This window comes from Cupriavidus sp. GW823-FHT06D04, assembly GCF_058795055.1.
Window position 1 is genome coordinate 1 of record NZ_JBXAHL010000030.1, and the last position, 23,144, is coordinate 23,144.

At 68.5% G+C, this 23,144-nt stretch carries 25 protein-coding genes; 15 read left to right on the forward strand and 10 right to left on the reverse strand.

Translation table 11 applies throughout. The features are described 5' to 3' along the window. The 7 genes from AC1Q7H_RS28445 to AC1Q7H_RS28475 all read left to right on the forward strand — a co-directional run. Positions 1-831, forward strand: an 831-nt coding sequence (locus AC1Q7H_RS28445) for an acyl-CoA carboxylase biotin carboxyl carrier protein subunit (RefSeq protein WP_492382020.1), incomplete at its 5' end; no start/stop codon positions are given. A gap of 109 nt (positions 832-940) precedes the next feature. Further along, positions 941-1,882, forward strand: coding sequence for a 2-hydroxyacid dehydrogenase (locus AC1Q7H_RS28450; protein ID WP_153954898.1), 942 nt, complete (start codon positions 941-943; stop codon positions 1,880-1,882). A gap of 38 nt (positions 1,883-1,920) precedes the next feature. After that, on the forward strand, positions 1,921-2,856 hold the full coding sequence (locus AC1Q7H_RS28455) for a hydroxymethylglutaryl-CoA lyase (RefSeq protein ID WP_153954899.1): 936 nt from the start codon (positions 1,921-1,923) through the stop codon (positions 2,854-2,856). Positions 2,857-2,897: 41 nt separating this feature from the next. Next, positions 2,898-3,398, forward strand: a complete 501-nt coding sequence (locus tag AC1Q7H_RS28460; RefSeq protein ID WP_035820492.1) for a YbaK/EbsC family protein — start codon at positions 2,898-2,900, stop codon at positions 3,396-3,398. Next, positions 3,395-3,823 carry a thioesterase family protein gene (locus tag AC1Q7H_RS28465; RefSeq protein ID WP_010813276.1) on the forward strand — a complete coding sequence of 143 codons (429 nt, stop codon included), beginning with the start codon at positions 3,395-3,397 and terminating at the stop codon, positions 3,821-3,823. The genes AC1Q7H_RS28460 and AC1Q7H_RS28465 overlap by 4 nt, the downstream gene beginning before the upstream one ends. Before the next feature lie 21 nt (positions 3,824-3,844). Next, positions 3,845-4,117: a DUF1289 domain-containing protein gene (locus AC1Q7H_RS28470; protein WP_085959674.1), complete on the forward strand. Its 273-nt coding sequence runs from the start codon at positions 3,845-3,847 to the stop codon at positions 4,115-4,117. Continuing rightward, positions 4,087-5,043: an MBL fold metallo-hydrolase gene (locus tag AC1Q7H_RS28475; protein WP_211980552.1), complete on the forward strand. Its 957-nt coding sequence runs from the start codon at positions 4,087-4,089 to the stop codon at positions 5,041-5,043. The genes AC1Q7H_RS28470 and AC1Q7H_RS28475 overlap by 31 nt, the downstream gene beginning before the upstream one ends. Positions 5,044-5,065: 22 nt before the next feature. Here AC1Q7H_RS28475 and AC1Q7H_RS28480 read toward each other — a convergent pair whose 3' ends face one another. From AC1Q7H_RS28480 to AC1Q7H_RS28505, 6 genes are all read right to left on the reverse strand, one after another. Next, on the reverse strand, positions 5,066-7,252 hold the full coding sequence (locus AC1Q7H_RS28480; protein WP_211980553.1) for a TonB-dependent receptor: 2,187 nt from the start codon (positions 7,250-7,252) through the stop codon (positions 5,066-5,068). A 158-nt stretch (positions 7,253-7,410) separates the two neighbouring features. Next, positions 7,411-7,875 carry a hypothetical protein gene (locus AC1Q7H_RS28485; protein ID WP_492382021.1) on the reverse strand — a complete coding sequence of 155 codons (465 nt, stop codon included), beginning with the start codon at positions 7,873-7,875 and terminating at the stop codon, positions 7,411-7,413. Further along, entirely contained in the window at positions 7,802-9,094 is a 1,293-nt protein-coding gene (locus tag AC1Q7H_RS28490; RefSeq protein ID WP_492382022.1) for a GTP-binding protein, read from the reverse strand. The genes AC1Q7H_RS28485 and AC1Q7H_RS28490 overlap by 74 nt, the downstream gene beginning before the upstream one ends. Before the next feature lie 232 nt (positions 9,095-9,326). Next, entirely contained in the window at positions 9,327-9,746 is a 420-nt protein-coding gene (gene dksA / locus AC1Q7H_RS28495; protein ID WP_010813282.1) for an RNA polymerase-binding protein DksA, read from the reverse strand. A gap of 613 nt (positions 9,747-10,359) precedes the next feature. Then, positions 10,360-11,445: a CobW family GTP-binding protein gene (locus AC1Q7H_RS28500; RefSeq protein ID WP_153954903.1), complete on the reverse strand. Its 1,086-nt coding sequence runs from the start codon at positions 11,443-11,445 to the stop codon at positions 10,360-10,362. Positions 11,446-11,475: 30 nt separating this feature from the next. Continuing rightward, positions 11,476-12,012 (reverse strand): Fur family transcriptional regulator, encoded by a 537-nt coding sequence (locus AC1Q7H_RS28505; protein ID WP_013955280.1) that lies wholly within the window; start codon positions 12,010-12,012, stop codon positions 11,476-11,478. A gap of 147 nt (positions 12,013-12,159) precedes the next feature. Here AC1Q7H_RS28505 and AC1Q7H_RS28510 point away from each other — a divergent pair, with 147 nt between their 5' ends. The 5 genes from AC1Q7H_RS28510 (at position 12,160) to AC1Q7H_RS28530 (ending at position 17,123) form a co-directional block, all read left to right on the forward strand. Further along, positions 12,160-13,059, forward strand: a complete 900-nt coding sequence (locus AC1Q7H_RS28510) for an alpha/beta fold hydrolase (RefSeq protein ID WP_153954904.1) — start codon at positions 12,160-12,162, stop codon at positions 13,057-13,059. A 295-nt stretch (positions 13,060-13,354) separates the two neighbouring features. Next, positions 13,355-14,341: a tripartite tricarboxylate transporter substrate-binding protein gene (locus AC1Q7H_RS28515; RefSeq protein ID WP_013955282.1), complete on the forward strand. Its 987-nt coding sequence runs from the start codon at positions 13,355-13,357 to the stop codon at positions 14,339-14,341. A gap of 229 nt (positions 14,342-14,570) precedes the next feature. After that, a complete protein-coding gene (gene hslV / locus AC1Q7H_RS28520; RefSeq protein ID WP_010813287.1) occupies positions 14,571-15,107 on the forward strand; it encodes an ATP-dependent protease subunit HslV in 537 nt (178 codons plus the stop codon). Positions 15,108-15,157: 50 nt separating this feature from the next. Further along, positions 15,158-16,489 (forward strand): ATP-dependent protease ATPase subunit HslU, encoded by a 1,332-nt coding sequence (gene hslU / locus AC1Q7H_RS28525; protein ID WP_211980555.1) that lies wholly within the window; start codon positions 15,158-15,160, stop codon positions 16,487-16,489. A 340-nt stretch (positions 16,490-16,829) separates the two neighbouring features. After that, the gene (locus AC1Q7H_RS28530; RefSeq protein ID WP_013955284.1) at positions 16,830-17,123 is read left to right on the forward strand and encodes a hypothetical protein; all 294 of its coding nucleotides are present in this window, start codon (positions 16,830-16,832) and stop codon (positions 17,121-17,123) included. Positions 17,124-17,196: 73 nt separating this feature from the next. On the opposite strand, the gene AC1Q7H_RS28535 is transcribed toward AC1Q7H_RS28530, so the two are convergent. Together AC1Q7H_RS28535 and AC1Q7H_RS28540 are read right to left on the reverse strand one after the other, a co-directional pair. Next, on the reverse strand, positions 17,197-17,808 hold the full coding sequence (locus AC1Q7H_RS28535) for a response regulator transcription factor (RefSeq protein WP_013955285.1): 612 nt from the start codon (positions 17,806-17,808) through the stop codon (positions 17,197-17,199). Next, positions 17,805-19,199: an ATP-binding protein gene (locus AC1Q7H_RS28540; RefSeq protein ID WP_153954905.1), complete on the reverse strand. Its 1,395-nt coding sequence runs from the start codon at positions 19,197-19,199 to the stop codon at positions 17,805-17,807. The genes AC1Q7H_RS28535 and AC1Q7H_RS28540 overlap by 4 nt, the downstream gene beginning before the upstream one ends. A 176-nt stretch (positions 19,200-19,375) precedes the next feature. On the opposite strand from AC1Q7H_RS28540, the gene AC1Q7H_RS28545 reads away from it, so the two are divergent. Beyond that, positions 19,376-19,864, forward strand: a complete 489-nt coding sequence (locus AC1Q7H_RS28545; RefSeq protein WP_013955287.1) for a copper chaperone PCu(A)C — start codon at positions 19,376-19,378, stop codon at positions 19,862-19,864. Positions 19,865-20,043: 179 nt separating this feature from the next. Here the strand turns inward: AC1Q7H_RS28545 and AC1Q7H_RS28550 are convergent, their stop codons facing one another. Continuing rightward, positions 20,044-20,979 (reverse strand): LysR family transcriptional regulator, encoded by a 936-nt coding sequence (locus AC1Q7H_RS28550; protein ID WP_013955288.1) that lies wholly within the window; start codon positions 20,977-20,979, stop codon positions 20,044-20,046. Positions 20,980-21,072: 93 nt separating this feature from the next. On the opposite strand from AC1Q7H_RS28550, the gene AC1Q7H_RS28555 reads away from it, so the two are divergent. Then, positions 21,073-21,603, forward strand: a complete 531-nt coding sequence (locus AC1Q7H_RS28555) for a DMT family transporter (RefSeq protein WP_013955289.1) — start codon at positions 21,073-21,075, stop codon at positions 21,601-21,603. Here AC1Q7H_RS28555 and AC1Q7H_RS28560 read toward each other — a convergent pair. Beyond that, complete coding sequence (locus tag AC1Q7H_RS28560; protein WP_492382023.1) at positions 21,576-21,830, reverse strand: cysteine-rich CWC family protein; 255 nt, start codon at positions 21,828-21,830, stop codon at positions 21,576-21,578. The two genes, AC1Q7H_RS28555 and AC1Q7H_RS28560, sit on opposite strands and share 28 nt — an antisense overlap. 355 nt (positions 21,831-22,185) lie before the next feature. On the opposite strand from AC1Q7H_RS28560, the gene argB reads away from it, so the two are divergent. Beyond that, positions 22,186-23,103, forward strand: a complete 918-nt coding sequence (argB, locus tag AC1Q7H_RS28565) for an acetylglutamate kinase (RefSeq protein WP_010813296.1) — start codon at positions 22,186-22,188, stop codon at positions 23,101-23,103. Positions 23,104-23,144: the final 41 nt, after the last annotated feature.

A 23,144-nucleotide genomic window follows, 5' to 3' on the forward strand; every position in this document is an offset into this window, starting at 1 on the left:
AAGCTGATCGTCTGGGGCAAGGACCGCGACGAGGCGCTGGCGCGCATGCGCCAGGCGCTGGCGGCCTACCACGTGGTTGGGCTGTCGACCAACGTGGCTTTCCTGCAGCGGCTGGTGTCGTCCCAGGCGTTCCGCACCGCCGATCTCGACACCGGCCTGATCGAGCGCAACGAGAAGGTGTTGTTCCCGCCGCCGGCGCCGGTCGGCCTGGAAGTCATCGCGCTGGCGGTGGCGGCGCTGTTCGACCGCGAGGCCCGCGAGCGCCGCATCGACGCCGCCGACCAGCATTCGCCGTGGACCCATGGCGGCACGTGGCGGCTGAACGGCGGCGTGTCGCGCGCGCTGCGCTTCGGCTATGGCGAGCAGGTGCTGGAGGTGACGCTGAGCACCAATGAGCGCGGCAGCACGCTGATCTATGCGGACCAGGCGGCGCCCTTTGCCTGCACTTGCCAGGCCGACGATATCCGCATCAACCTCGGCACCCGGCGCGCGCACGGGCAGGTGCATGCCGATGGCGAGACCTTCCACGTCTTCTATGCCGGGCGGCATGTGAGCCTGGCCTGGCTCGATCCGCTGGCCCATGCCGGCGAGACCGAAAGCGAGGGCGGCAAGCTCACTGCGCCGATGCCCGGGAAGGTCATTGCCGTGATGGTCGAGGCTGGCAGCACCGTCACGCGCGGCACGCCGTTGCTGGTGATGGAGGCCATGAAGATGGAGCACACCATCAGCGCACCGGTGGATGGGGTGGTGAGTGAGGTGCTTTACGGGGTGGGGGAGCAGGTTGTGGAGGGGGCGCAGCTTCTGGCGTTCGAGGGGAAGTCGGGGACTTGATGCGCGCTAGGGGTGGCAGGGGCGCGGTCACCGTTGCCCCAACCAACCCCACGCCGGGTTCCTCTGCCAAAATACGCCTTTACCCCCACCAGAATCCCCTGGAGACAAAATGAAGTTGCAGTTGTACGTCCCCGACGGCCGCTACGACCCCTGGATCGCAGGCTTCGCCGAGGCACTGCCCGAAGCGCAATGTGTGACGTGGGAGGACAGCCGTGGCGAACCGGCCGACTACGCCGTGGTCTGGCGCCCGCCGGTGGAGATGCTGCGTGGCCGTACCGACCTGAAGGCGGTGTTCAACCTGGGCGCCGGCGTCGACGGCATCCTGCGCCTGCGCGATGAAGCCCCTGACGCCTTGCCCGCCGGCGTGCCGATCGTTCGGCTCGACGATGCCGGCATGGCCGCGCAGATGGCCGAGTACGTCACCCACGCGGTGCTGCGCTATTTCCGCAAGATGGACGCCTACGAGGCTCAGCAGCGCGCCGGCAACTGGAAGTTCCTGAAGCCGCATCGCCGCGAGGATTTCACCATCGGCGTGATGGGGGTGGGCACGCTCGGCACGCATATCGCGCGCACGCTGGCGGGCTTCGGCTTCCCGGTGCGTGGCTGGAGCCGCACCGCGCGCGCCATCGAAGGCGTGAGCGGCTTCTATGGCGATGCCGGGCAGGCGCCGTTCCTCGATGGCCTGCGCGTGCTGGTCAATGTGCTCCCGCTGACGCCCCAGACCGAGAACATCCTCAACGCCGGGCTGTTCGCGCGCCTGGCGCAGGGCGCATATGTGATCAACGTCGCGCGCGGGCAGCACCTGGCCGAGGAAGACCTGCTTGCCGCGGTGCAGTCGGGGCAGGTTGCCGGTGCCACGCTCGACGTGTTCCGCACCGAGCCGTTGCCGGCGGAACACCCGTTCTGGCAGGAGCCGCGCATCACCCTCACGCCGCATATCTCTGCGCTCACGCTGCGCGAGGACAGCATCGCGCAGATCGCCGGCAAGATCCGCGCGCTGCGCGCGGGCCAGCCGATCGCGGGCGTGGTCGACGTGCAGCGGGGCTACTGAGCGCCCCGACCAAGACGAACTAGAGACAGGAGACAGCCATGACCATGCCGAACTACGTGAAGATCGTTGAAGTCGGCCCGCGCGACGGCCTGCAGAACGAGAAGGCGATGGTGCCGACCGAGGTCAAGGTCGCGCTGATCAACCAGCTGACCGATGCCGGCTTCGTCAATATCGAGGCGGCGTCGTTCGTGTCGCCCAAGTGGGTGCCGCAGATGGCCGACGGTGCCGACGTGATGGCGCGCATCCAGCGCCGGCCCGGCACGCTGTATTCGGCGCTGACGCCGAATATGAAGGGGTTTGAAGGCGCGATCGAGGCCGGTGCCGACGAGGTGGTGATCTTCGGCGCCGCCAGCGAGGCGTTCTCGCAGAAGAACATCAATTGCTCGATTGCCGAGTCGATCGCGCGCTTTGCGCCGGTGGCCGCCGCAGCGAAGGAGAAGGGCGTGCGCCTGCGCGGCAGCATCTCGTGCGCGCTGGGCTGCCCGTACCAGGGCGAGGTGCCGGTGCACGCGGTGGTCGACGTGGTGCGGCGCATGCGCGAGCTGGGCTGCGACGAGATCGATATCGCCGACACCATCGGCGTGGGCACCCCCGTGCGCGTGCAGGAGGTGATGCGCGCCGCGGCCGCGGAGTTTGCGCTGGACCGCCTGTCGGGCCACTTCCACGATACCTACGGGCAGGCGCTGTCCAATATCCTGGCCAGCCTGGAAGTGGGCATCTCGATCTTCCATGCGTCGGTGGCGGGGCTGGGCGGCTGCCCGTACGCCAAGGGCGCGACCGGCAACGTGGCGACCGAGGACGTGCTGTACATGCTGCACGGCATGGGCATCCACACCGGCATCGACCTGGAAGCGGTGGTGCGCACCGGCGACTATATCTCGCAGGCAATCGGCCGCGCCAACAGCTCGCGCGTGGGCCGTGCCTTGCTGACCAGGTGGGCCGCCGCCAGCGATGCTGCGCCCGCCTGCGCGTAAGTGCGGATCAGGCGCGGGCCACAGAACAAGGAGAAGAACGCATGACGGTGAATGACGAAGCGCTGCCCGAGTCCGCGCAGCGCGTCGCGGACCTGCTGGCCGGGCTTGGCCATGACCGGCCCGTGGTGATGCTGCCGGCCACCGGCAAGACCTCGGCCGAGGCCGCGGCGGGCCTGGGCTGCAGCGTGGCGGAGATCGCCAAGTCCATCATCTTCCGGCGCGTGGCCGACGATGCGCCGGTGCTGGTGATCGCCAGCGGCAGCAACCGCGTCGACGAGGCCAAGGTGGCCGCGCGCGTGGGCGCGCTCGGAAAGGCCGACGCGCGCTTCGTGCGCGAGAAGACCGGCTATGCCATCGGCGGCGTCTGCCCGATCGGCCATGCGGTGGCGCCGGTGATGCTGCTGGACCAGGACCTGTTCCGCTACGACAGCTTGTGGGCCGCGGCGGGGCATCCCCATGCGGTCTTCAACCTGACGCCGCAGCAGTTGCAGCAGATGACGGGCGCTGAAGTGGCCGACGTCGCGGCAGGCTCGGTGGCATGAGTCCCGATCTGCGCCCTGGCCTGACCTTCAGCTGGCAATACACGGTGCCGCCCAAGGCCACTGTGCCGCGCCTGTACGACGATATCCCGGGCTGCCCCGAGATGCCCGACGTGCTGGCCACCGGCTATATGGTCGGCATCATGGAATGTGCCTGCCTGCAGATGCTGCGCGAGCACCTGGACTGGCCGCGCGAGCAGTCGCTCGGCACGCTGGTCAGCTTCTCGCACCTGGCGCCGACGCCGCCGGGCATGACGGTGACGGTCAAGGGCGAACTGGTGGCGGTGGACGGGCGCCGCCTGCGCTTCCAGCTGAGCGCCTGGGACGGCGAGGACAAGATCTCCGAGGGCGTGCATGAGCGCCACCTGATCGACGCCGGCCGCTTCAACGAGAAAGTGGCGGCCAAGGCCGCGCGCGCGGCGGGCTGAGTGCCGAGCGAGCGCAACGCCATGGCCTCTACGCCCCCCACACCCATCACGCCTGCCTTGCTGGCCGCGGAACTGGCCGCGCAGGCCGACGCCGCGCGGCAAGCCTCGCCGGTGCCGTCGCCATGCCGCAACGTCTGCCGCATGGACCCTGCCAGCGGCTACTGCGAGGGCTGCCTGCGCACCATCGAAGAGATTGCCGGCTGGTCGTCCGCCGGCGACGAAGACAAGCGCCGCATCTGGGCGCAGCTGCCGCAGCGCGCCGCATGGCTGGCAGGCGAGGAGACATCCCCTTGAACGAAAGCCCGGTCCCGCAGTTGCCGGCCACCATGCGCGTGTTCGAGCGCGGCTGGCTGTCGGCCAACAATATCCTGTTCGTGGAGGGCGACGATACGGTGCTGGTCGATACCGGCTACGTCACCCACGCGCCGCAGACGGTGGCGCTGGTGGCGGCTGCCTTGCAGGGCCGGCGGCTTGCACGCGTGATCAATACCCATCTCCACTCCGACCACTGCGGCGGCAATGCCGCGCTGCAGGCGCGCTGGCAGCCGCGCACCGCGATCCCCGCGGCCGAGGCCGCAGCCGTTGCCGCGTGGGATACGGAAGCGCTCAGCTACAACGCCACCGGCCAGCAGTGCGACCGCTTCACCTTCGACAGCGTGCTGAGCGACGGCGACAGGTTGCGCCTGGGCGGCATCGACTGGCAAGTCGTGGCCGCCCCCGGCCATGACCCGCACGCGGTGATGCTGTTCGCGCCGGCCGAGCGCATCCTGGTTTCCGGCGATGCGCTGTGGGAGAACGGCTTCGGCGTGATCTTCCCCGAGCTGGATGGCGAGAGCGGCTTTGCCGAGCAGGCGGCGGTGCTGGAACGCATCGCCCAGCTCGACGCGCGGCTGGTGATCCCGGGCCATGGCCGGATGTTCACCGATGTGGCGGCGGCGGTCGAACGCGCCCAGGGGCGCCTGGCCTACCTGGGCGCCGATCCGGCGCGCAATGCCAGCCATGCGGTCAAGGTGCTGGTGAAGTTCAAGCTGCTGGAGCAGCAGCGCATGACCCAGGACGCGCTGGTGGCATGGATGGAAGCCGCGCCGCTGATGGTGCGCATCCGCCAGCGCTTCATGCCGGGGCTGGCGATAGCCGAGATCTGCGCGCAGACGGTGCGCGCGCTGGCGGGGGTGAAGGCGCTGGCGGTGGAGGGGGAGTGGGTGGTGAACTGGGATTGATTCACCACGCCTGCCCGCGTCCTCAGAACGACGTCCTGAACCCCACCTTGACACTGCGCCCGGCCAGCGGCGCGATATCACGCAGGATCGACGCCGAGTTGCGCGCATCCTGGTTGGTCAGGTTGTCGCCGCGCAGGTACACCAGCGTCTGCGTGCCCGACACCTTGAACTTATAGGTCAGCGCCAGGCTCAGCAGCGTATAGGCATCGGTCGGCGTGTCGTTGGTTGGCACGCGGGTCTGCTTTGCGGCGTAGGTCACATCCACGCGCGCGCCCCACGGGCCCGCGCCATACACCAGCGCGCCACCCAGGCGCAGCGGTGCCAGGCGCGGCAGCGGTTCGCCGGTATCGCGGTTCTCGCCGCGCACATAGTCGGCGCGCGCCTCGAAGTCCAGCGTGTCGCTGGTGGTCAGCATCTTCTGCAGCAGCCGCGTCTTGCCTTCGGCCTCGAAGCCGTACAGTGTGGCCGGCACACCCAGGTACTGGAACTCCGGCAGCGCACCCGGGCTGCCGGCGGCGATCACGTCGCCCGCCTCGTCACGCGTGCGGCCGGTGGCGTTCAGCGCCAGGTAGTTGGCAAAGCGGCTGTAGTAGCCTGACACGCCGGCGCTGTGCGCCCCGGACTTGAAGCGCACGCCCAGGTCGATCGACGTGGCCCGTTCCTTGTTGGCATTGGGGTCGCCCAGCTCCCAGGCGCCGGTGGCCACGTGGGGGCCGTTGGCATACAGCTCGTAGAAGGTCGGCGCGCGCTCGGTGTACGACAGGTTGCTGGTCAGCGACCACAGCGGGTTGACCTTGTAGAGCAGCCCGGCCGAGGCGCTGGTGGCGTTGAAGCTGCGGTTGGCATCGGTAAAGCGGTCGTTGCCGTTGGCGCTGGCCTTGATGCTGCTGTGGTCCAGGCGCCCGCCCAGGTTCAGCTTGAGGTCGCCGGAAGCGGTCAGCGGCAGTTCCTCGAACACGAACAGCGCCGCGTTATCCGTATTGGTGCTCGGCACGAATGCCTCTTCGCCCAGCGCCGAGAAGTCGGTATGGCCGAACTGCGTGCCGATCACGCCCGTCATGTTGCCGATCTTCGCGTGCCTGGCCTCCAGGCGCGCATCCCAGCCCCGGTTCTTGAAGATGGTGCCGGTCTCGCCGCCCTCGATTTCCTTGTGCTCATAGTCGGTATAGCTGAACTTGCCCTTGACCGATTCGAGCCAGCCGGCGGTGTTGCCGGCCAGGTTGCGCGCCTCGCCTTCGAGCGCAAAGCGGTCCTGCCGCATCTTCAGCCGCACGTCGTCCTCGGCGGGCGTGCCGTACTCATTGCGGTAGGCGCTGTAGTTGGCGCCGACGAAGCCGTCGGCCCAGGTGTAGGAGCCGCCCATCGCGCCGCCTTCCTGCTGTGCGCTGGTGTTGGGCAGGCGGCCATAGGCTTCGGTCTCGCCTGCGGGCAGCGGATCGGTGGTGCGCAGGCGGTCGCTGCGGGCGTAGCCGGGGATGTGCAGGTCGCTGGTCTTGCGCGCGAAGGCGTCGGCGTGGACGGCGAACTTGCCGTTGCCGGCCTCGATCAGCGCGCTGGCGTTGCGCGCCTGGTCGCCGCCCGCGGTGGCGCTGGCATCGACCGCGCCGCCGATGCCTTCGATCGGCTCCTTCGGAATCCGGTTGTCGATCACGTTGACCACGCCGCCGATGGCGTTGCCGCCGTACATCAGCGCCGCCGGGCCGCGCACGACCTCGATGCGCTCGGCCACGAGCGGGTCCACCGGCACTGCGTGGTCGTAGGACAGCGTAGACGCGTCGACCGTGGTGCCGCCGTTCTGCAGCACCTTGATGCGGTCGCCGTCCAGGCCGCGGATCACCGGCCGGCTGGCATTGGGGCCGAAGTAGCTGGACGAGACCCCGGGCAGCTTGTCGAGCGTATCGCCCAGCGTGCTGCCCTGGCGCACGGCCAGGGCGTCGCCGCCGAGCGTCGATACCGGCGCGACCATGTCATTGAGGTCGCTGCCGAGCGGGTTGGCGGTGACGACGACTTCGCGCAGCGTGGCGCCGGCCGGCGCGGTGGCAGTGGTTGTGGCGGGTGCGCTGTCGGCGGCAGGTGCCGTGGCGGCCTGTGCCAGCGCGGCGGGCGCGACGAAAGCGGTGGCCATGGTGGCGGTGAGGGAAGCGGCAAGGGCCGCCAGCGGGGTCAGGCGCGGTGCGCTGGTTGGTGCGGTGTAACGATTCTTCGACATGGCGCGCGGAGTGAGGCAATGGCAATCGGCCCGGCTGGCACGGCAACTGCCCGGCACGGCGCCGGCCACCCGCGATGGGCGTGGCCGCGCAGCCGCAATGGGCAGGCGTTCAGCTCGGAATTGGTCAGGCGGGTGCGCGGCGAGGGCCGCGTCCCGGATCAGGCGAGGGCGATGGCCGGCGCCGGCGGCGCGCGCGGTTGGAAGGGGTGGGTGGCGGGCAGGTCGGGCCAGCGCCAAGCCAGGTTGGCCGGCTTGACCGGTTTGCCAAAGGCAAGCTGCGGCAGCGGCAGCTTGCCGCACAGGGTGTCGGCAACCGTGGCGCCATCGAACAGCACGCACGAGTGGCCGCTGAATTTCTGCTCCAGCGGGTGCGGCTCGGGGTCGTTGGCCGAGGCGGCGTCGGCCGTTGTCACGGTGGCCGACGGCGCGAGCAGCCCGCCGTGCACGATGCGGTGGGTCAGCCCGGCGTACTGCGCCAGCAGCAGGCATAGCGCCAGCCACAGCGCGGACCGGAGGCCCGGGCCGTGCGTGCGCAGGCGGGCGAACCAGTCAGTGCGCATGCGGATGGCCGGCGTGGTTGCCGTGGTGGTGGTCGGGATCGCCGCAGCCGCAGTCGTTGCCATGGCTATCGCCATGGTCGTGGCCATGGTCATGCTCGTGGTCGTCGTCGAAGTCGTCGACCCAGCCGGGGAACGGATCCTCGTAGGCCGCCCAGGCTTGTGCGCCCGCGGCCATCTCGGCATCGGTCAGCAGGCAGGCGTCGAGCCGGGCCTGCAGCGCCGCATGGTCCAGGTCCAGGCCGGTCAGCACCAGTTCCTGGCGGCGGTCGCCGAAGGCTGCCGGAGCACCGTCGACCTGCATGTCGGCTTCGACTTCTGCGCGTTCGGCGCTGTCGGCCGGCCATTCGGCCGGATCCAGCGCGGCCCACCAGGCGCCGGCGCCGCCATGGCGGCAGACGCCGCCGGACTGGTTCCAGTCGCCCGCGGTATCCATGCGGCTGGCCAGCCAGAACAGGCCCCTGGAGCGCAGCACGCTGCCGTGCTCGCGCAGCCATTCGGTATGGATCAGGTCAGCGAAGCGTTGCGGGTGGAACGGGCGGCGGCGGCGGTAGACCAGCGTGGAGACGCCGCTGGCGTTGGCAGCCGGCGCCTCGCCGCGCAGCGCGGCAAGCCAGCCCGGGGCGTCCGCTGCGGCTTCAAAGTCGAAGCGGCCGGTGCCTTGCACGCGCTCCGGCGGCACCTTGCCGAAGCTGGCTTCGACGATGTCGGCACGCGGGTTCAGCGCCTGCAGCACTGCGTGCAGCCGCGCCAGTTCAGCCGCGCTGGCGAGGTCGGCCTTGTTCAGCACGATCACGTCGCAGCATTCGACCTGCGCCACCAGCACTTCGGCCACGGTCCGGTCATCGTCCGTGGCCTGCGCCAGCCCGCGGTCGGCCAGGAACTCGGCCTCGTTGAGGTCGCGCAGGAAGGTGGTGGCATCGATCACCGTCACCAGCGTGTCGGGTTGCACCGCCGCGTCGGGCCCGGCGCCATGCTCGGCCTCGAACAGGAAGCCTTCGGCAATCGCGAGCGGCTCGTCCAGGCCGTCGGCTTCCATCAGCAGTGCGTCAAAGCGGCCCTCGGCGGCAAGCCGGGCGACTTCGCCGAGCAGGGCGTCGCCCGCGGGCAGCACCGCGGCCTCGCAGCCGGGCGGCAGCGGCGCCAGCGCCTGCCCGTGCTGCGGCCCGCAGACCAGCACGGCCATGCGCCGGCCCGCGCTGTGCGCGAGCAGGTGGTTCAGCAGCGTGGTCTTGCCGGCGCCGGGGAAGCCGGACAGCACGGTGACGGGCAGGCGATCAGCCATGGCAGGAGTGGTGGAAGTGACGACGGGCTACGCAGCCCAGATGCTGGCTGCGTTGTTGCAACAAGGTTGCGAATTTACCAGAAAGGCCGGGGCGGCAACAGCCGGACGATTCTCAATGGTAGGCCGTGGCGACGGCACGACAAGGCAGACGCGGCCCCGCCAAAGCAAACGGCCCGGGTAACCGGGCCGTCACGTTACGCCTGCCGCACCGGCCGTGCCGGTGCGCGGCGCTTCAGTCGCCGAACAGCTTCTGGCGCAGTTCGCGGCGTTGCTGCGCTTCGAGCGACAGCGTGGCCGTGGGACGGGCCAGGAGGCGCGGCACGCCGATCGGCTCGCCGGTTTCCTCGCACCAGCCGTAGTCGCCGGACTCGATGCGCTGCAGCGACTGCTCCACCTTCTTCAGCAGCTTGCGCTCGCGGTCGCGCGTGCGCAGTTCCAGCGCATGCTCTTCCTCGATGGTGGCACGGTCGGCCGGATCCGGCACGATGACCGTTTCGCGCAGGTGTTCCGTGGTCTGGTCAGCGTTCTTCAGGATTTCGTCGCGCAGCTGCTCAAGACGGTGCTTGAAGAAGGCGAGCTGCGCTTCGTTCATGTAATCCTTGTCGCTCATCTTCAGGATTTCAGCTTCAGTCAGAAGTTTGTTGCTGCTCATGGTTGCTGCTGATTCTCTTGTTGATGCGGCCGGCGGCGTCTGGGTCCGCTCGGGTGCGCTGTCCGCGCGCTTGCGCGCCACGGCTGTTTCACTCTGGCTGGCTGCAGTCTTGCTGCTTCGCGGGCCTCCCTTCGTTGCGCCCGCTTCGGCGTTCGCCGTACTGCCGCGGGGAGCGGGCGCGGCCTTCACAGGCTGCGCCTTGAGCGTCTCTGCCGCCGCACTACCTGTCTTGCTGCGGCTTTCTTTCGTCTTCGTTGCGGCTGTCATGGGGACACCTCTCTCTCGCGTCAGTCAGTGACGGCGCGCGTCGGGGCACCCCAGGCGGAAAAAAGGCGGTCTCCGCACGAAGCACTGCGACCGCACCTGCCGGCGGCCTGCCTCATGCTGACGACAACCGCCGCCCTGCAAGTCCACCAGATCCGATGGACCAAATGCCGGCAGCGGGAAAAAGGTGCGCCACCGGTATCAAATCCGGCCTATTGTACTTGAACAAATTTCTCCGAGATACCGGGAAAACCGGCTGGCGCTTCGGTATTTCCCCGGTACCCCGAACGGGGGGCGGCCGCGCAGCGGTGTCCGGAGGGGGGCGTCGCCGATGGGGCGACTGGGGCACTCAGGCCAGGCAGTTCTCCAGGCCCTTGAGGATGGCGTCGCGGGGCAGGTCCACGCCGATGAACACCATGCGCGTGCCCGGGGTCTCTTCCTCCCACTTGGCGCCGATGTCGCTGCCCATCAGCTGGTGGACCCCCTGGAACACCACTTTGCGGTCCACACCGTCCATATATAGTACGCCCTTGTAGCGCAGCAGTTTTTCCCCGTACACGGCCAGGATGCCGGACAGGAATTCCTCCAGCTTGCCGTAGTGGAAGGGCTTGTCGCTGCGGAAGACGAACGACGCAATGCGGTCGGTATGGTGGTGGTGGTGATGGTGGTCGTGCGCGTGGCCATGGCCGTGCGCATGGTCGTGCCCGTGATCATGGCCGCAGTCGTCGCCGCAATGCTCGCCGTGCTCATGGTCATGATCGTGGTCATGGTCGTCGGCGCGCAGGAATTCCGGGTCGATCTCCAGCTTGGCGTTCAGGTTGAAGCCGCGCAGGTCGAAGATGGTGTCGATCGGCGCCTCGCCGAAGTTGACCAGGCGGATCGGCGCGCGCGGGTTCATGTGCAGCAGGCGGTGGCGCAGGTCGGCCACGTCGGCTTCGGTCACCAGGTCGGACTTGGTGATGAAGATGGCGTCGGCAAAGCCAACCTGGCGCTGCGCCTCTTCCTGCTTGTCCAGTTGCAGGTGGGCGTGCTTGGCGTCGACCAGCGTGATCACCGCGTCGAGCAGGTAGCGCGAGGCAATTTCCTCGTCCATGAAGAAGGTCTGCGCCACCGGGCCCGGGTTGGCCACGCCGGTGGTCTCGATTACCACGCGGTCAAAGCCGATCTCGCCGGCGTCGCGGCGCGTCAGCAGCGTCGACAGCGCCTGCACCAGGTCGCCGCGGATGGTGCAGCAGATGCAGCCGTTGCTCATCTGCACGATCTGCTCGCGGCCGTCCTGCACCAGGATCTCGTTGTCGATGTTCTCTTCGCCGAACTCGTTCTCGATGACGGCAATCTTCATGCCGTGCTGCTCGTTCAGGATGCGCTTGAGCAGGGTGGTCTTGCCGCTGCCGAGAAAGCCGGTCAGGATCGTGACCGGGGTCAGTTTGGACATTGTTGTTCTCCGGGTATGAGAGATTGCCGTTCAGTGCGAAGCGCCGCCGGGCGAGGCGGGCGCACGCTTGCCGCACTCGGCGCAGACGCCGTTCACGGTCAGTTCGACATGTTCGATGGCAAAGCCGCTGGGCACGCGCGGCGCGGCCGGCTGCACCGGTGCGCTGGCATCGTCCAGGCAGAAGGTGCGGTCGCAGCGGGTGCAGTGGAAATGGCTGTGCTGGCGGTGCTCCTGCGCGCGCGCGGCCTCGTGCTCGACCAGGCTGAAGCGGAACACCCGGTCGTTGCCGGCACGCTTCTGCGCCACGCCCTGTTCCACCAGCCAGTCCAGCACGCGGTAGACGGTGACGCGGTCGATGGTCTCGCCCGGTTCGGGCAGGCGGTCGATCACGGCCTGGTGCGTCAGCGCCTCATCGCTGCCGATCAGGCAGGCCAGGATGCACAGCCGCGGCTGGGTCACGCGCGCGCCCAGCTGGCGCAGGCGCTCGTGGGCGGCTTCCAGGGACGCAGGGGTGGGGATCGCCGGTTCCGGCACAGCGGCCGGCCGGTCCGGACTGGGACGGGTCATGGGCAGATTTAACCATAGGCCCCCGGTTGATGCAATTCAGTTGCGTCAGCAGGCCGAATGGCGAAGCCGGCGCAGCCACGCCGATGGGGCGGTTTGCGCCTATGATCGGCACAGGACGACCTATAAGCCCCAGAGCGGAGACGACCCATGCTGAATGACGCCAGCGCGCTGCTGTTCCCGAACTTCGAAACTTTCCGGCAGCGTGTCGGGGAGGTCGAGATCGCCGGCGTGCGCGGCGGTTCGGGGCCGCCGCTGCTGCTGTTGCACGGGCACCCGCAGAGCCACCTGATCTGGCACCGGGTGGCGCCGGCGCTGGCCGATCACTTCACGGTGATCGCCACCGACCTGCGCGGCTACGGCAGCAGTTCGGCCCCGCCCGGCAATGCCGGCCACGAGCACTACAGCAAGCGCACCATGGCGCAGGACCAGGTCTCGCTGATGGCGGCATTTGGCTTCGAGCACTTTGCGCTGTGCGGCCACGACCGCGGTGCCCGCGTCGCGCACCGGCTGTGCATGGACCATCCGGAGGCGGTCAGCCGCGCCATGCTGCTGGACATCGCGCCCACGCTGGCGATGTACGAGCGCACCAGCATGGCCTTTGCCGCCGCCTACTGGCACTGGTTCTTCCTGATCCAGCCGGCGCCGTTCCCCGAGACGCTGATCAACGCCGAGCCCGATTTCTACATCGAGAAGCTGATGGGCCTGCGCCACGCGGGCCTGACGCCCTTCGCCCCCGACGCCATGGCGGCCTACACCGCGGCGATGCGCGACCCGGCGCGCGTGCATGCCATGTGCGAGGACTACCGCGCCGCCGCCACCATCGACCTGGAGCACGACCGCGCCGACCGCGAGGCCGGGCGCCGACTGGCGCTGCCGCTGCGCGTGCTGTGGGGCGAGCACGGCGTGGTGGCGCGCTGCTTCGAGCCGCTGGCGCTGTGGCAGGAGGTGGCCACCGACATCAGCGGCCAGGCGCTGCCGTGCGGGCACTACATCCCGGAAGAGGCCGCCGAGCCGCTGCTTGAGGAAATGCTCGGTTTCTTCCGTTAGGCCGCACCGAGTATCACAAACGCACGCCTTTGTAGCCGATCTCTGCCATATCTTCCTCGTTTTCCGCCATATGCGGCTGATTGCAGGCGGGTTAGCCCCTATACCTGCGTATTGTCTGGTGTTGCTAACATCAAGGCCCGCCCTTGCCGTTTACGGCAGGGCAGCGGAGCCAGCCGGCATGGTCCAAGGGCGCGGTCACAGAAACCGCGCCAGATGCGCCCCCCACAAGAGCAGGGGCCGGGCCGGCGGCAACGCATTGCAAGACGGGTATTAAAGGGAACCAGGAGAAGAAAGCATGAAACGAGTGGTAAAGATGGTCGCGGGTGCGCTGGCAGTCAGCGCGATGGGTGTGGCGGCGGGCGCGTATGCGCAGGAATTCCCGGGCGGCAAGCCGATTTCGGCCGTGGTGCCGTTCTCCGCGGGCGGCCCGACCGACAAGGTCTCGCGTGAACTGACCGCGATCATGTCCAAGCACCTGGGCTCGACCATCGTGATCGAGAACCTGGGCGGCGCCGGCGGCACCATCGGCGCCAAGAAGGTCGCCCAGGCCAAGAACGACGGCCACACCGTGCTGATCCACCATATCGGCATGGCCACGGCCCCGGCGCTGTACCGCAACCTGGGCTTTGATCCGCTCAAGGACTTCGAGATGATCGGCGAAATCGCCGACGTGCCGATGATCCTGGTCGGCAACAAGTCGCTGCCGCCGAACACCTTCAAGGACCTGCTGCCGTACATCAAGGCCAACGCCGGCAAGCTGTCGCTGGCCAATGCCGGCATCGGCTCGGCCTCACACCTGTGCGGCCTGCTGTTCCAGAGCGCGATCCAGACCGAGCTGACCACCGTGCCGTACAAGGGCGCTGCGCCGGCACTGACCGATATCCTGGGCGGCCAGGTCAACCTGCTGTGCGACCAGACCACCAATCTTGCCGGCCATCTCAAGGCCCACTCGGTCAAGCCGTACGCGGCCATGCAGGCACGCCGCGTGGAAGCGTTCAAGGATGTCCCGACCGCGGCCGAGCAGGGCATGCCGGGCGTGGAAGTGAAGGTCTGGCACGCGATGTACGCGCCCAAGGGCACGCCCAAGCCGGTGATCGACAAGCTGTCGGCGGCGCTGCAGAAGTCCGTGGCCGACCCGGCCTTCCGCGCCAAGATGGCCGAGCTGGGTGCCGAAGCGGTGCCGGCGCAGCGCGCCACGCCGGATTCGCTGCGCAATTACCTGACCGCCGAAATCAACAAGTGGACGCCGGTGATCAAGAAGGCCGGCGTATATGCCGACTGATCAGGTGGCGTGATGCATAAGGCGCGCGGGCCCTGGCCCGCGCGTCGCCGGACAAGGGCCATGCGGCAGCGCATGGCCCTTTTTGTTTTCTGGCGGGACCTCCGGCAGCCTGCCAGCAGGCATCCTATATTGGGTCAGACCGGGCGGCGCTTCCCAGAGCACGCGACAGGCCTTGAAACCGGCCAGGGGCGTCGCCAACTACGGTCCTGACATATTCACGGAAGCCACCATGGAACAGTATCACGGCACTACCATCGTCAGCGTCCGCCGCGGCAATCAGGTCGCACTTGGCGGTGATGGTCAGGTCACGCTCGGCAATATCGTGATGAAGGGCACCGCGCGCAAGGTGCGCCGCATCTACAACGGCAAGGTCCTGGTCGGGTTTGCCGGCAGCACCGCCGACGCCTTCTCGCTGCTGGACCGCTTCGAGGCCAAGTTGGAAAAGTACCAGGGCAACCTGACCCGCGCCGCGGTCGACCTGGCCAAGGACTGGCGTTCGGACCGCGCCCTGCGCCGGCTGGAAGCCATGCTGATCACCGCCGACCGCGACACCACGCTGGTCATTACCGGCAACGGCGACGTGCTCGACCCCGAGGGCGGCATCGCCGCGATCGGCTCGGGTGGCGCGTATGCGCAGTCGGCCGCCAAGGCGCTAGTCGAGAACACCGAAATGGCGCCCAAGGACGTGGTCGAGAAAGCGCTGACCATTGCCGGCGAGCTCTGCATCTACACCAACACCAACTTCGTCATCGAGACGCTGGAATAAGCGCAGGCCGGCCACCGCGCAGGCCGGCGCGCCCCCACTGAACGGATACCATGTCGCACACCATGACCCCGTCGGAAATCGTTTCCGAACTCGACAAGCACATCATCGGCCAGAACAAGGCCAAGAAGGCCGTGGCGGTGGCGCTGCGCAACCGCTGGCGCCGCCAGCAGGTGGCCGAGCCCCTGCGCCAGGAAATCACGCCCAAGAACATCCTGATGATCGGCCCGACCGGCGTCGGCAAGACCGAGATCGCGCGCCGCCTGGCCAAGCTGGCCGACGCGCCCTTCATCAAGATCGAGGCCACCAAGTTCACCGAGGTGGGCTACGTCGGCCGCGATGTCGACACCATCGTGCGCGACCTGGCCGAGATGGCGATCAAGCAGACGCGCGAGTCCGAGATGAAGAAGGTGCGCACCAAGGCCGAGGACGCGGCCGAGGACCGCCTGCTCGACGTACTGCTGCCGCCGGCGCGCGATATCGGCTTCTCACAGCCGGAGGAGAAGGACTCCAACACGCGCCAGGTGTTCCGCAAGAAGCTGCGCGAAGGCTCGCTCGACGACAAGGAAATCGAGCTGGAACTCTCCGCCGGCATGCCGAGCATGGACATCATGGGCCCGCCGGGCATGGAAGACATGACCGAGCAGATCCGCACCATGTTTGCCGGGCTGGGCCAGGGCAAGAAGACGCGCCGCAAGATGAAGGTCAAGGAGGCTTTCAAGCTGCTGATCGACGAAGAGGCCGCCAAGCTGGTCAATGACGAGGAGCTCAAGCACAAGGCCATCGCCAATGTCGAGCAGAACGGCATCGTGTTCCTGGACGAGATCGACAAGATCGCCAGCCGCAGCGAGATCGGCGGCGGCGAGGTGTCGCGCCAGGGCGTGCAGCGCGACCTGCTGCCGCTGGTCGAGGGCACTACGGTGAGCACCAAGTACGGCATGATCAAGACGGACCACATCCTGTTCATTGCCTCGGGTGCATTCCACCTGTCCAAGCCGAGCGACCTGATTCCCGAGCTGCAGGGCCGCTTCCCGATCCGGGTCGAGCTGGATTCTCTGTCCGTGCAGGACTTCGAGGCCATCCTGACGCAGACCGATGCCAGCCTGACCAAGCAGTACCAGGCGCTGCTGAGCACCGAAGTGGTCAGCCTGGTGTTCGCGCCGGACGGCATCCGCCGGCTGGCCGAGATCGCCTTCTCGGTCAACGAGAAGGTCGAGAACATCGGCGCGCGGCGCCTGTACACGGTGATGGAGCGGCTGCTGGAGGACCTGTCTTTCCACGCCACCAGGTCGTCGGGCGAGACTGTGACGATCGATGCGGCGTATGTGGATGAGCGGCTTGGGGATCTGGCTGGCAACGAGGATCTGTCGCGTTACGTGTTGTAAAGCCGGCGGCTGGGACACGATGCAGGGCGCACCATGGTGCGCCTTTTTTTGTGGGTATTCGGGGCTCGTGATTTTTGGCTTGGTGCCAAGCGAGACACCCGACCGTAATGACACCAAGCCAAAAACCACCATGCGCGAAGGCCTCACCTGCCCGTCACCCGCACGGGACGTATTTCATGTCCAGGCGTTTCCACCTGCCACACCCCGGTAACCATCGTAAGCATTGGTAAGCCCGCTGGCGCACCCCTGCCGGCCGATGCGACCCTTGCGCACCTTGACGGTCGATTGACCGGTGCGGGAGCCACCGCATCCCCATCAACTCACTGGCAGGAGAAATCAGATGGTCAACTACAAGACCCGCCGAGTTGTGCTCACCACGGGTGGCCTGCTGGCCGCGCTGGCCGCGGCGACCGCGTTCCTGTGTGTGCGTCCGGCCATTCCGGCTGCCGAAGCGGCGCAATCGGGCACGGTCGGTGCGGCCGCTGCCGCGGCGGCGACGCTGGCGCTGGACTCGGGCGCGCTGTTCACGCTGGCGGACCGCCATGCCGGCGATGCCATGCGCATCGCACAAGGCAGCACGCCACAGGACCGTGCCGAGGGCCTGGACTGGGACTATGTCCAGCTGCGCCTGTAACCCGGATGGCGCTTGCCATCGGGCATGTGAAAGGCCGCGCAAGGCGCGGCCTTTTCGCTTGTTGCCGTAACAATTACCGCGACACCGGCCGCTTGCCCAGCTTGCGCTGCAAGGTGCGCCGGTGCATGTTCAGCGCCCGTGCCGTGGCGGAGATATTGCCGTCATGCTCGGCCAGCACGCGCTGGATATGCTCCCATTCCAGCCGCGCCACCGACAGCGGCACCGGTTCTTCCAGCGCGGCCTGCGCCGCGTCTTCGGACACGCCCGCCATCAGCGCGGTCAGGATCGAATCGACATTGGCCGGCTTGGCCAGGTATTCGTCCGCGCCTTGCTTGACCGCCGCCACCGCGGTGGCGATGCTGGCGTAGCCGGTCAGGATCAGGATGCGTGCGTCCGGCAACGCCTGGCGCAGCGGCGACACCAACTGCAGCCCCGATTCGGCAGGCACGGTGCTGCCGGCATCCGGCGGCGGCTCCAGGTGCAGGTCCAGCGTCACATAGGCAAACTCGATGCGTGATGCCAGCGCCAGTGCGGTACGGCTGTCGTGCGCCACCTGCACGGCATAGCCGCGTCGCGTGAGCGCGCGTGCCAGGGTGCCGGCAAAGACTTCGTCGTCGTCGATGACCAGGAAGGGCGTGCCAGCCGGTGCGATGGCTTCGGGTACCGGGGGGAGGGTGTCGGTCATGGGATTCGTGGTGCCATGGCGGCGGTGGCGGCGGATGCGGAAAGGGTGGACAGCGCGGGCAGGCGCAGCTCGGCAACGGTGCCGCCGCCGGCGCGGTCGTGCCAGGCCAGTTCGCCGCCCATCTGCCGGGCGGCGCTTTGCGCCAGGTACAGGCCGATGCCCTGGCCGCCGTGCTGGCTGGCCACCGGGGTTTCGCCCAGTTGGCCGCGCAGCATCTCGGGAATGCCGTCGCCGTGGTCGGCGATGCGGAACGACAGCCACGGCGCGGTATTGCCGGGCGCCATGGCGATCTGCAGCTGCAGCGGCTCCTGGCCGCGGCTCGCGGCTTGCTGGCTGCGCGCGGCGTTGTCCAGCAGGATGGTCAGGATCTGGCCCACGCGCGCGGTTTCCACCGCCTGCGCGCCGGCGCCCGGCGTGGCACTGGCCTGCAGGCTGGCGTTGGGGTGGCGCAGCTGCCAGCGCTCGGCAAAGGCCGGCAGCCAGCCGTCGATTCGCTGCGGCGCGAGCGTGGCCGGGTCTTCGCGCAGGCGCGCGAGCGTTGTGCGGCACAGCGCCAGCTGCTGTTCCATGGTCTGCAGGTCGGGCAGGTAACCGTTGATTGCGGAGGTGCCGCGGCCCGCGTCGGAGGCATCGGCACGCAGCTCGCCGGCGATGACCGCCAGCGTGGCCAGCGGCGTGCCGATCTCATGCGCGACCGCGGCGGCCTGGCCGTTCAGGTCTTCCACGCGCGCCTCGCGTAGCAGCTGCTCGCGCGCCAGGTTCAGCTGCGCCTCACGCTGGCGCAGCACGCCGGACAGGCGCGCCACGAACAGCGCGATCATCACCGCGCTGGCGACGAAGTTCAGCCACATGCCGGCCAGGTGGTAGTTCACCGCGTTGTCCGGGTTGTGCAGGTCCAGCGGCACATATTCGAACAGCAGCAGCGTGTAGCAGGCGAGCGCGTACAGCGCCAGCGCGATCACCTGGCGCCACGGCAGGATGGCGGCGGCAATGGCCAGCCCCGGCAGGTAGAACGAGACAAAGGGGTTGGTCGCGCCGCCGGTGTAGAACAGGATGGCCGACAGCGCGGTCAGGTCCACCAGCAGCTGGCCCATCAGCTCGGCCTCGCCGGGGGCGCTGTTGCGCCGCGTGTGCTGGCGCAGGCGCAGGCCGGTCAGCAGGTTGAACAGCGCCTGCAGGCCGAACACCACCAGCAGCGGCCCGTAGGGCAGGCGGATGCCGGCGATGGGCTCGCAGCTCAGCACGGTCAGCGCCTGTCCCGCTAGTAGTGCCCAGCGCAGCCAGAACAGCCGGCGCAGCGTCACCTGGCCATGGCGGGCGGAGGTGCCCGCCGGCAGTGGCGACAGGAAGGGGAGGTCGGGCAAGCGGGTCACGGCTGCGGCGGTGGTCATGGCGCGAGTGTATCAATGCGGCCGCGGGGCACCGGTGCGTGCGACACCTTGCCGCATTGGCGCCGCGCCGGGCGGGCTGCCAGACTAGCCGGCTGTGCGTCGCATGGCGGGGTTGCCTGGGGCATGCACGGGCGGGCATCGCCATGGTCTAATGTCTGCTTTCAGGAGAGCCTTTCATGCAAGCCAAATTCCGCTCGGCCACGCTGGCCGCATCGGTCGCCCTCGCAGCGGCGCTGGCGTCCGGCGCCGCGCTGGCCCAGGTCGATGTCAGCAACGCCTGGGTGCGCGGCACGGTGCCGACCCAGACTGCCTCCGGCGCCTTCATGGTGCTGCACGCGCACGACGACGCGAAGCTGGTCGGCGTATCGTCGCCGGTGGGCGCGGCCGAGCTGCACGAAATGAAGATGGAAGGCAACGTGATGCGCATGCGCCAGGTCAAGTCGCTGGACCTGCCCAAGATGAAGGACGTCGAGCTGAAGCCGGGCGGCTACCATGTGATGCTGATGGACCTGAAGTCGCAGCTGAAGAAGGGTGACACCGTGCCCATCACGCTGAAGATCGAGCAGGGCGGCAAGGTGACCGAGCAGAAGGTCACGGCCGAAGTGCGCGACATGGTGCCCGCTATCGCCGGCGCGAGCGGCGGCCACGGCGAACACAAGCACTGAGCGCCTGACGGGGCCCGGCCTCGTCCATCCACCCACCCAGTCATCATGGCCAACAAGCAGCACGGTACCCGGCAGAAGCTGGTCTTTCGTGGGGATACGCGCCCCGCCAGGCCACCTGCTGTTCCCGCGCAGCGCCGTGATGCCCAGCCCCCGGCGCCAGCCAAGCCGGGGGTGCGCCGTCAGCCGCGCAAGCTGATCGGCTCTTCCGATTCCTGACTGGCCGCCGCGGCCAGTACGCGCTCGCGCAGCCAGGTGTGGGCGGGATCGGCTTCGGTGCGCTCGTGCCAGATCATGCTGAAGGTGAAGTCGTCCAGCGCAAACGGCGGCGCGAACACGGCGTAGCGCGGGTCTTCCTCCAGCGCGGCCAGGCTGCGCCGCGCCGTGGTCAGCACCAGGTTGGTCCCGGCGATCAGCGCCGGCGCCACGCTCCAGTGCGGCACCACGCAGGCGATCTTGCGCCGTCCCCCCAGCTTGGCCACCGCGGTGTCGATCGCGTCCATGCGTTCGCTGTGCGTGGCCACCAGCACGTGCGAGCGCGCCAGGTAGGCCACCTGGTCGAGCCGGCCAGTATCGCGCACGGTGGCGGCATCCACCGCGCAGGCATAGCTCTCGCAGAACAGCTCCGCGGATTTCACGCCTTCCGGCTGGTGGGTGAACACGCCCAGCGCCATGTCGATTTCGCCATCGGCCACCTGGGCGGTCATGCCTTCGCGGCTGGCTTGCGACACCACCAGGTCGATATTGGGCGCGGCCTTGCGCACCGCGCGCAGCAGCCGCGGCAGCACCACCAGCGCGCCGTAGTCGGACATGGCCAGCCGGAAGCTGCGCCGCGCGGTAGCCGGCTGGAAGCCGCTGGGCCCCAGCAGGATGCGCACCTGCGCCAGAGCCTCGGCCAGCGGGCCGGACAGCTCATGGGCGCGCGCGCTCAGCACCAGGCCGCCCTTGCCGCGCACCAGGATGGGATCGTCGAGCAGCTGCCGCAGCCGCCCGAGCGCGTGGCTGACCGCCGGCTGGCTCAGGTGCAGCCGCAGCGCGGCGCGGGAGATATGGCGCTCGGCCAGCAGTGCTTCGAGCACCACCAGCAGGTTGAGGTCGATTCCGCGTAGGCTATTCATTCGGCGAATATTAAACGTACGAAAGCAGAATTGGAAATTCGCATTGCGATATTTCAAACTGCCGGCATCGCATCTTGCCCTATGGAGCGCGTCATGTCAGGCACCCAGTTGCCGTTTTCCCTCCCGGTTTCACTCTGGCTGCCGCTTGGTACGGCCGTGCTGGCCGGCGCGGCGATCCCTTTCCAGGCAGGCGCCAATGCCACCCTCGGGCGCACGCTCGGGCATCCGCTGTCGGCCACGCTGGTGTCGCTGCTGGTCAGTCTGGCGGCGCTGCTGCCCGTGCTGTGGCTGATGCGCGTGCCGCTGCCGGCGCCGTCGGCACTGGCGCGCGCGCCGGGCTGGCTCTGGATCGGCGGGGTGCTGGGGGTGTTCTATATCTCGGCCGCGCTGATGATGGCGCCCAGGCTGGGCGCCGCCGGCTTTATCGCCGCGGTGGTGGCGGGCCAGGTGCTGGCCGCGCTGCTGGTGGACCAGTTCGGGCTGGCCGGCTTTGCGGTGCGCGCGCTGACGCCGGCGCGGCTGGCGGGTGCGGCGCTGATCGTTGCGGGAATGCTGGTGATGCAGTGGGGCAGCGCGACGGCATCCGGGCCGGCGTCTCAGCCGGCGGCGGAATCGGGTTCCTGAGCGGGTTCCTGAGCGGGCTCCCGAGCGGCTTGCCGGCGCTCCGCCAGGCAGGCCGGACACAGGCAGTGCTGGCCCGGCACGATGCGCCGCGCCGGCAGCAGCGGCTGGCTGGCGCACCAGCACTCGGGCAGCCCCGCCACGTAGCCGCAGACAAAGCCCGCGCCGCAGTGGCTGCAATGTTCGACCGGGCGCAGCTGGCCGGTCAGCACGGCCGAGGCGTCGCTCATGGCTGGCCTCCCGGCGCTGGCAGGAAGCTGGGGATCCGGGCTGGCAAGAGGCGGCTGGCGGCGGGCATGATGGTCAAGGCTGGGGAACGCTGAGCCGCGGCGCAAGCCAAACGGCTGAGGTGGCGGCACGTTGTTGCGCGGACGGAACGCGTTGGTGCCCCGTGGGGCGCTTGCAGGCCGCTTGCAGGCAATTCGCGGGACCACGTTCGGCCGGTTGACTCGCGCCCCGCGCGGTTTCTTGTAAAATCGGCGCCTGCCATGGCCGGATGGCGCACTTTCGGGCGATCCCCGTTGGTTATCCCTGGCTACGTGGCCGATTAGCCATCATACCTGTTGATTCTCACGGATGTCCCCCATGAACGCCGACAACCCCGGGCCTGCCGCAACCACGGTGGCCGCCATTGCTCCCGCGCTGAAAGCCGAGATTCTCGCCGAGGCCCTGCCGTATATCCGCAAGTTCCACGGCAAGACCATCGTGGTCAAGTACGGCGGCAATGCCATGACCGAAGAGAAGCTCAAGCACGGCTTCGCGCGCGACGTGATCCTGCTCAAGCTGGTCGGCATGAACCCGGTGGTGGTGCACGGCGGCGGCCCGCAGATCGATGAGGCACTGAAGAAGGTCGGCAAGGTCGGCACCTTTGTGCAGGGCATGCGCGTCACCGACGAAGAGACCATGGAAGTGGTCGAGTGGGTGCTGGGCGGTGAAGTCCAGCAGGACATCGTGATGCTGATCAACCAGTACGGCGGCCAGGCCGTGGGCCTGACCGGCAAGGACGGCGGCCTGATCCGCGCCAAGCGCCTGCAGATGCCTGACCGCGAGAACCCGGGCGCCTTCATCGATATCGGCTATGTGGGCGACATCGAGGCGATCAACCCCGCGGTGGTCAAGGCGCTGCAGGACGACGCCTTTATCCCGGTGATCTCGCCGATCGGCTTCTCCGACGACGGCCAGGCCTACAACATCAACGCCGACGTGGTTGCCGGCAAGATGGCCGAGATCCTGAAGGCCGAGAAGCTGGTGATGATGACCAACATCCCGGGCGTGATGGACAAGAAGGGCAACCTGCTGACCGACCTGTCCGCACGCGAGATCGAAGAGCTGTTCGCCGACGGCACCATCTCGGGCGGCATGCTGCCGAAGATCTCATCGGCGCTGGATGCGGCCAAGAGCGGCGTGCATTCGGTGCACATCATAGACGGTCGCATCGAGCATTCGCTGCTGCTGGAAATCCTGACCGAGCAGGCCTTCGGCACCATGATCCGCTCGCACTGAGCGGAGCCTCGGGGCGGTGCCGGCAGCGGCCGGCCGCCCCG

Bases quoted from the DNA above. Each gene is read 5' to 3' on its own strand.
- AC1Q7H_RS28555 (WP_013955289.1), top strand. From the start codon at position 21,073: ATGTCAGGCACCCAGTTGCCGTTTTCCCTCCCGGTTTCACTCTGGCTG.
- AC1Q7H_RS28460 (WP_035820492.1), top strand. From the start codon at position 2,898: ATGACGGTGAATGACGAAGCGCTGCCCGAGTCCGCGCAGCGCGTCGCG.
- argB (WP_010813296.1), top strand. From the start codon at position 22,186: ATGAACGCCGACAACCCCGGGCCTGCCGCAACCACGGTGGCCGCCATT.
- AC1Q7H_RS28560 (WP_492382023.1), bottom strand. From the start codon at position 21,830: ATGAGCGACGCCTCGGCCGTGCTGACCGGCCAGCTGCGCCCGGTCGAA.
- AC1Q7H_RS28530 (WP_013955284.1), top strand. From the start codon at position 16,830: ATGGTCAACTACAAGACCCGCCGAGTTGTGCTCACCACGGGTGGCCTG.
- AC1Q7H_RS28450 (WP_153954898.1), top strand. From the start codon at position 941: ATGAAGTTGCAGTTGTACGTCCCCGACGGCCGCTACGACCCCTGGATC.
- AC1Q7H_RS28475 (WP_211980552.1), top strand. From the start codon at position 4,087: ATGGCTGGCAGGCGAGGAGACATCCCCTTGAACGAAAGCCCGGTCCCG.
- AC1Q7H_RS28480 (WP_211980553.1), bottom strand. From the start codon at position 7,252: ATGTCGAAGAATCGTTACACCGCACCAACCAGCGCACCGCGCCTGACC.
- AC1Q7H_RS28515 (WP_013955282.1), top strand. From the start codon at position 13,355: ATGAAACGAGTGGTAAAGATGGTCGCGGGTGCGCTGGCAGTCAGCGCG.
- AC1Q7H_RS28485 (WP_492382021.1), bottom strand. From the start codon at position 7,875: ATGGCAACGACTGCGGCTGCGGCGATCCCGACCACCACCACGGCAACC.
- hslV (WP_010813287.1), top strand. From the start codon at position 14,571: ATGGAACAGTATCACGGCACTACCATCGTCAGCGTCCGCCGCGGCAAT.
- AC1Q7H_RS28545 (WP_013955287.1), top strand. From the start codon at position 19,376: ATGCAAGCCAAATTCCGCTCGGCCACGCTGGCCGCATCGGTCGCCCTC.
- AC1Q7H_RS28465 (WP_010813276.1), top strand. From the start codon at position 3,395: ATGAGTCCCGATCTGCGCCCTGGCCTGACCTTCAGCTGGCAATACACG.
- AC1Q7H_RS28500 (WP_153954903.1), bottom strand. From the start codon at position 11,445: ATGTCCAAACTGACCCCGGTCACGATCCTGACCGGCTTTCTCGGCAGC.
- AC1Q7H_RS28535 (WP_013955285.1), bottom strand. From the start codon at position 17,808: ATGACCGACACCCTCCCCCCGGTACCCGAAGCCATCGCACCGGCTGGC.
- hslU (WP_211980555.1), top strand. From the start codon at position 15,158: ATGTCGCACACCATGACCCCGTCGGAAATCGTTTCCGAACTCGACAAG.
- AC1Q7H_RS28510 (WP_153954904.1), top strand. From the start codon at position 12,160: ATGCTGAATGACGCCAGCGCGCTGCTGTTCCCGAACTTCGAAACTTTC.
- AC1Q7H_RS28550 (WP_013955288.1), bottom strand. From the start codon at position 20,979: ATGAATAGCCTACGCGGAATCGACCTCAACCTGCTGGTGGTGCTCGAA.
- AC1Q7H_RS28490 (WP_492382022.1), bottom strand. From the start codon at position 9,094: ATGGCTGATCGCCTGCCCGTCACCGTGCTGTCCGGCTTCCCCGGCGCC.
- dksA (WP_010813282.1), bottom strand. From the start codon at position 9,746: ATGAGCAGCAACAAACTTCTGACTGAAGCTGAAATCCTGAAGATGAGC.
- AC1Q7H_RS28455 (WP_153954899.1), top strand. From the start codon at position 1,921: ATGACCATGCCGAACTACGTGAAGATCGTTGAAGTCGGCCCGCGCGAC.
- AC1Q7H_RS28470 (WP_085959674.1), top strand. From the start codon at position 3,845: ATGGCCTCTACGCCCCCCACACCCATCACGCCTGCCTTGCTGGCCGCG.
- AC1Q7H_RS28540 (WP_153954905.1), bottom strand. From the start codon at position 19,199: ATGACCACCGCCGCAGCCGTGACCCGCTTGCCCGACCTCCCCTTCCTG.
- AC1Q7H_RS28505 (WP_013955280.1), bottom strand. From the start codon at position 12,012: ATGACCCGTCCCAGTCCGGACCGGCCGGCCGCTGTGCCGGAACCGGCG.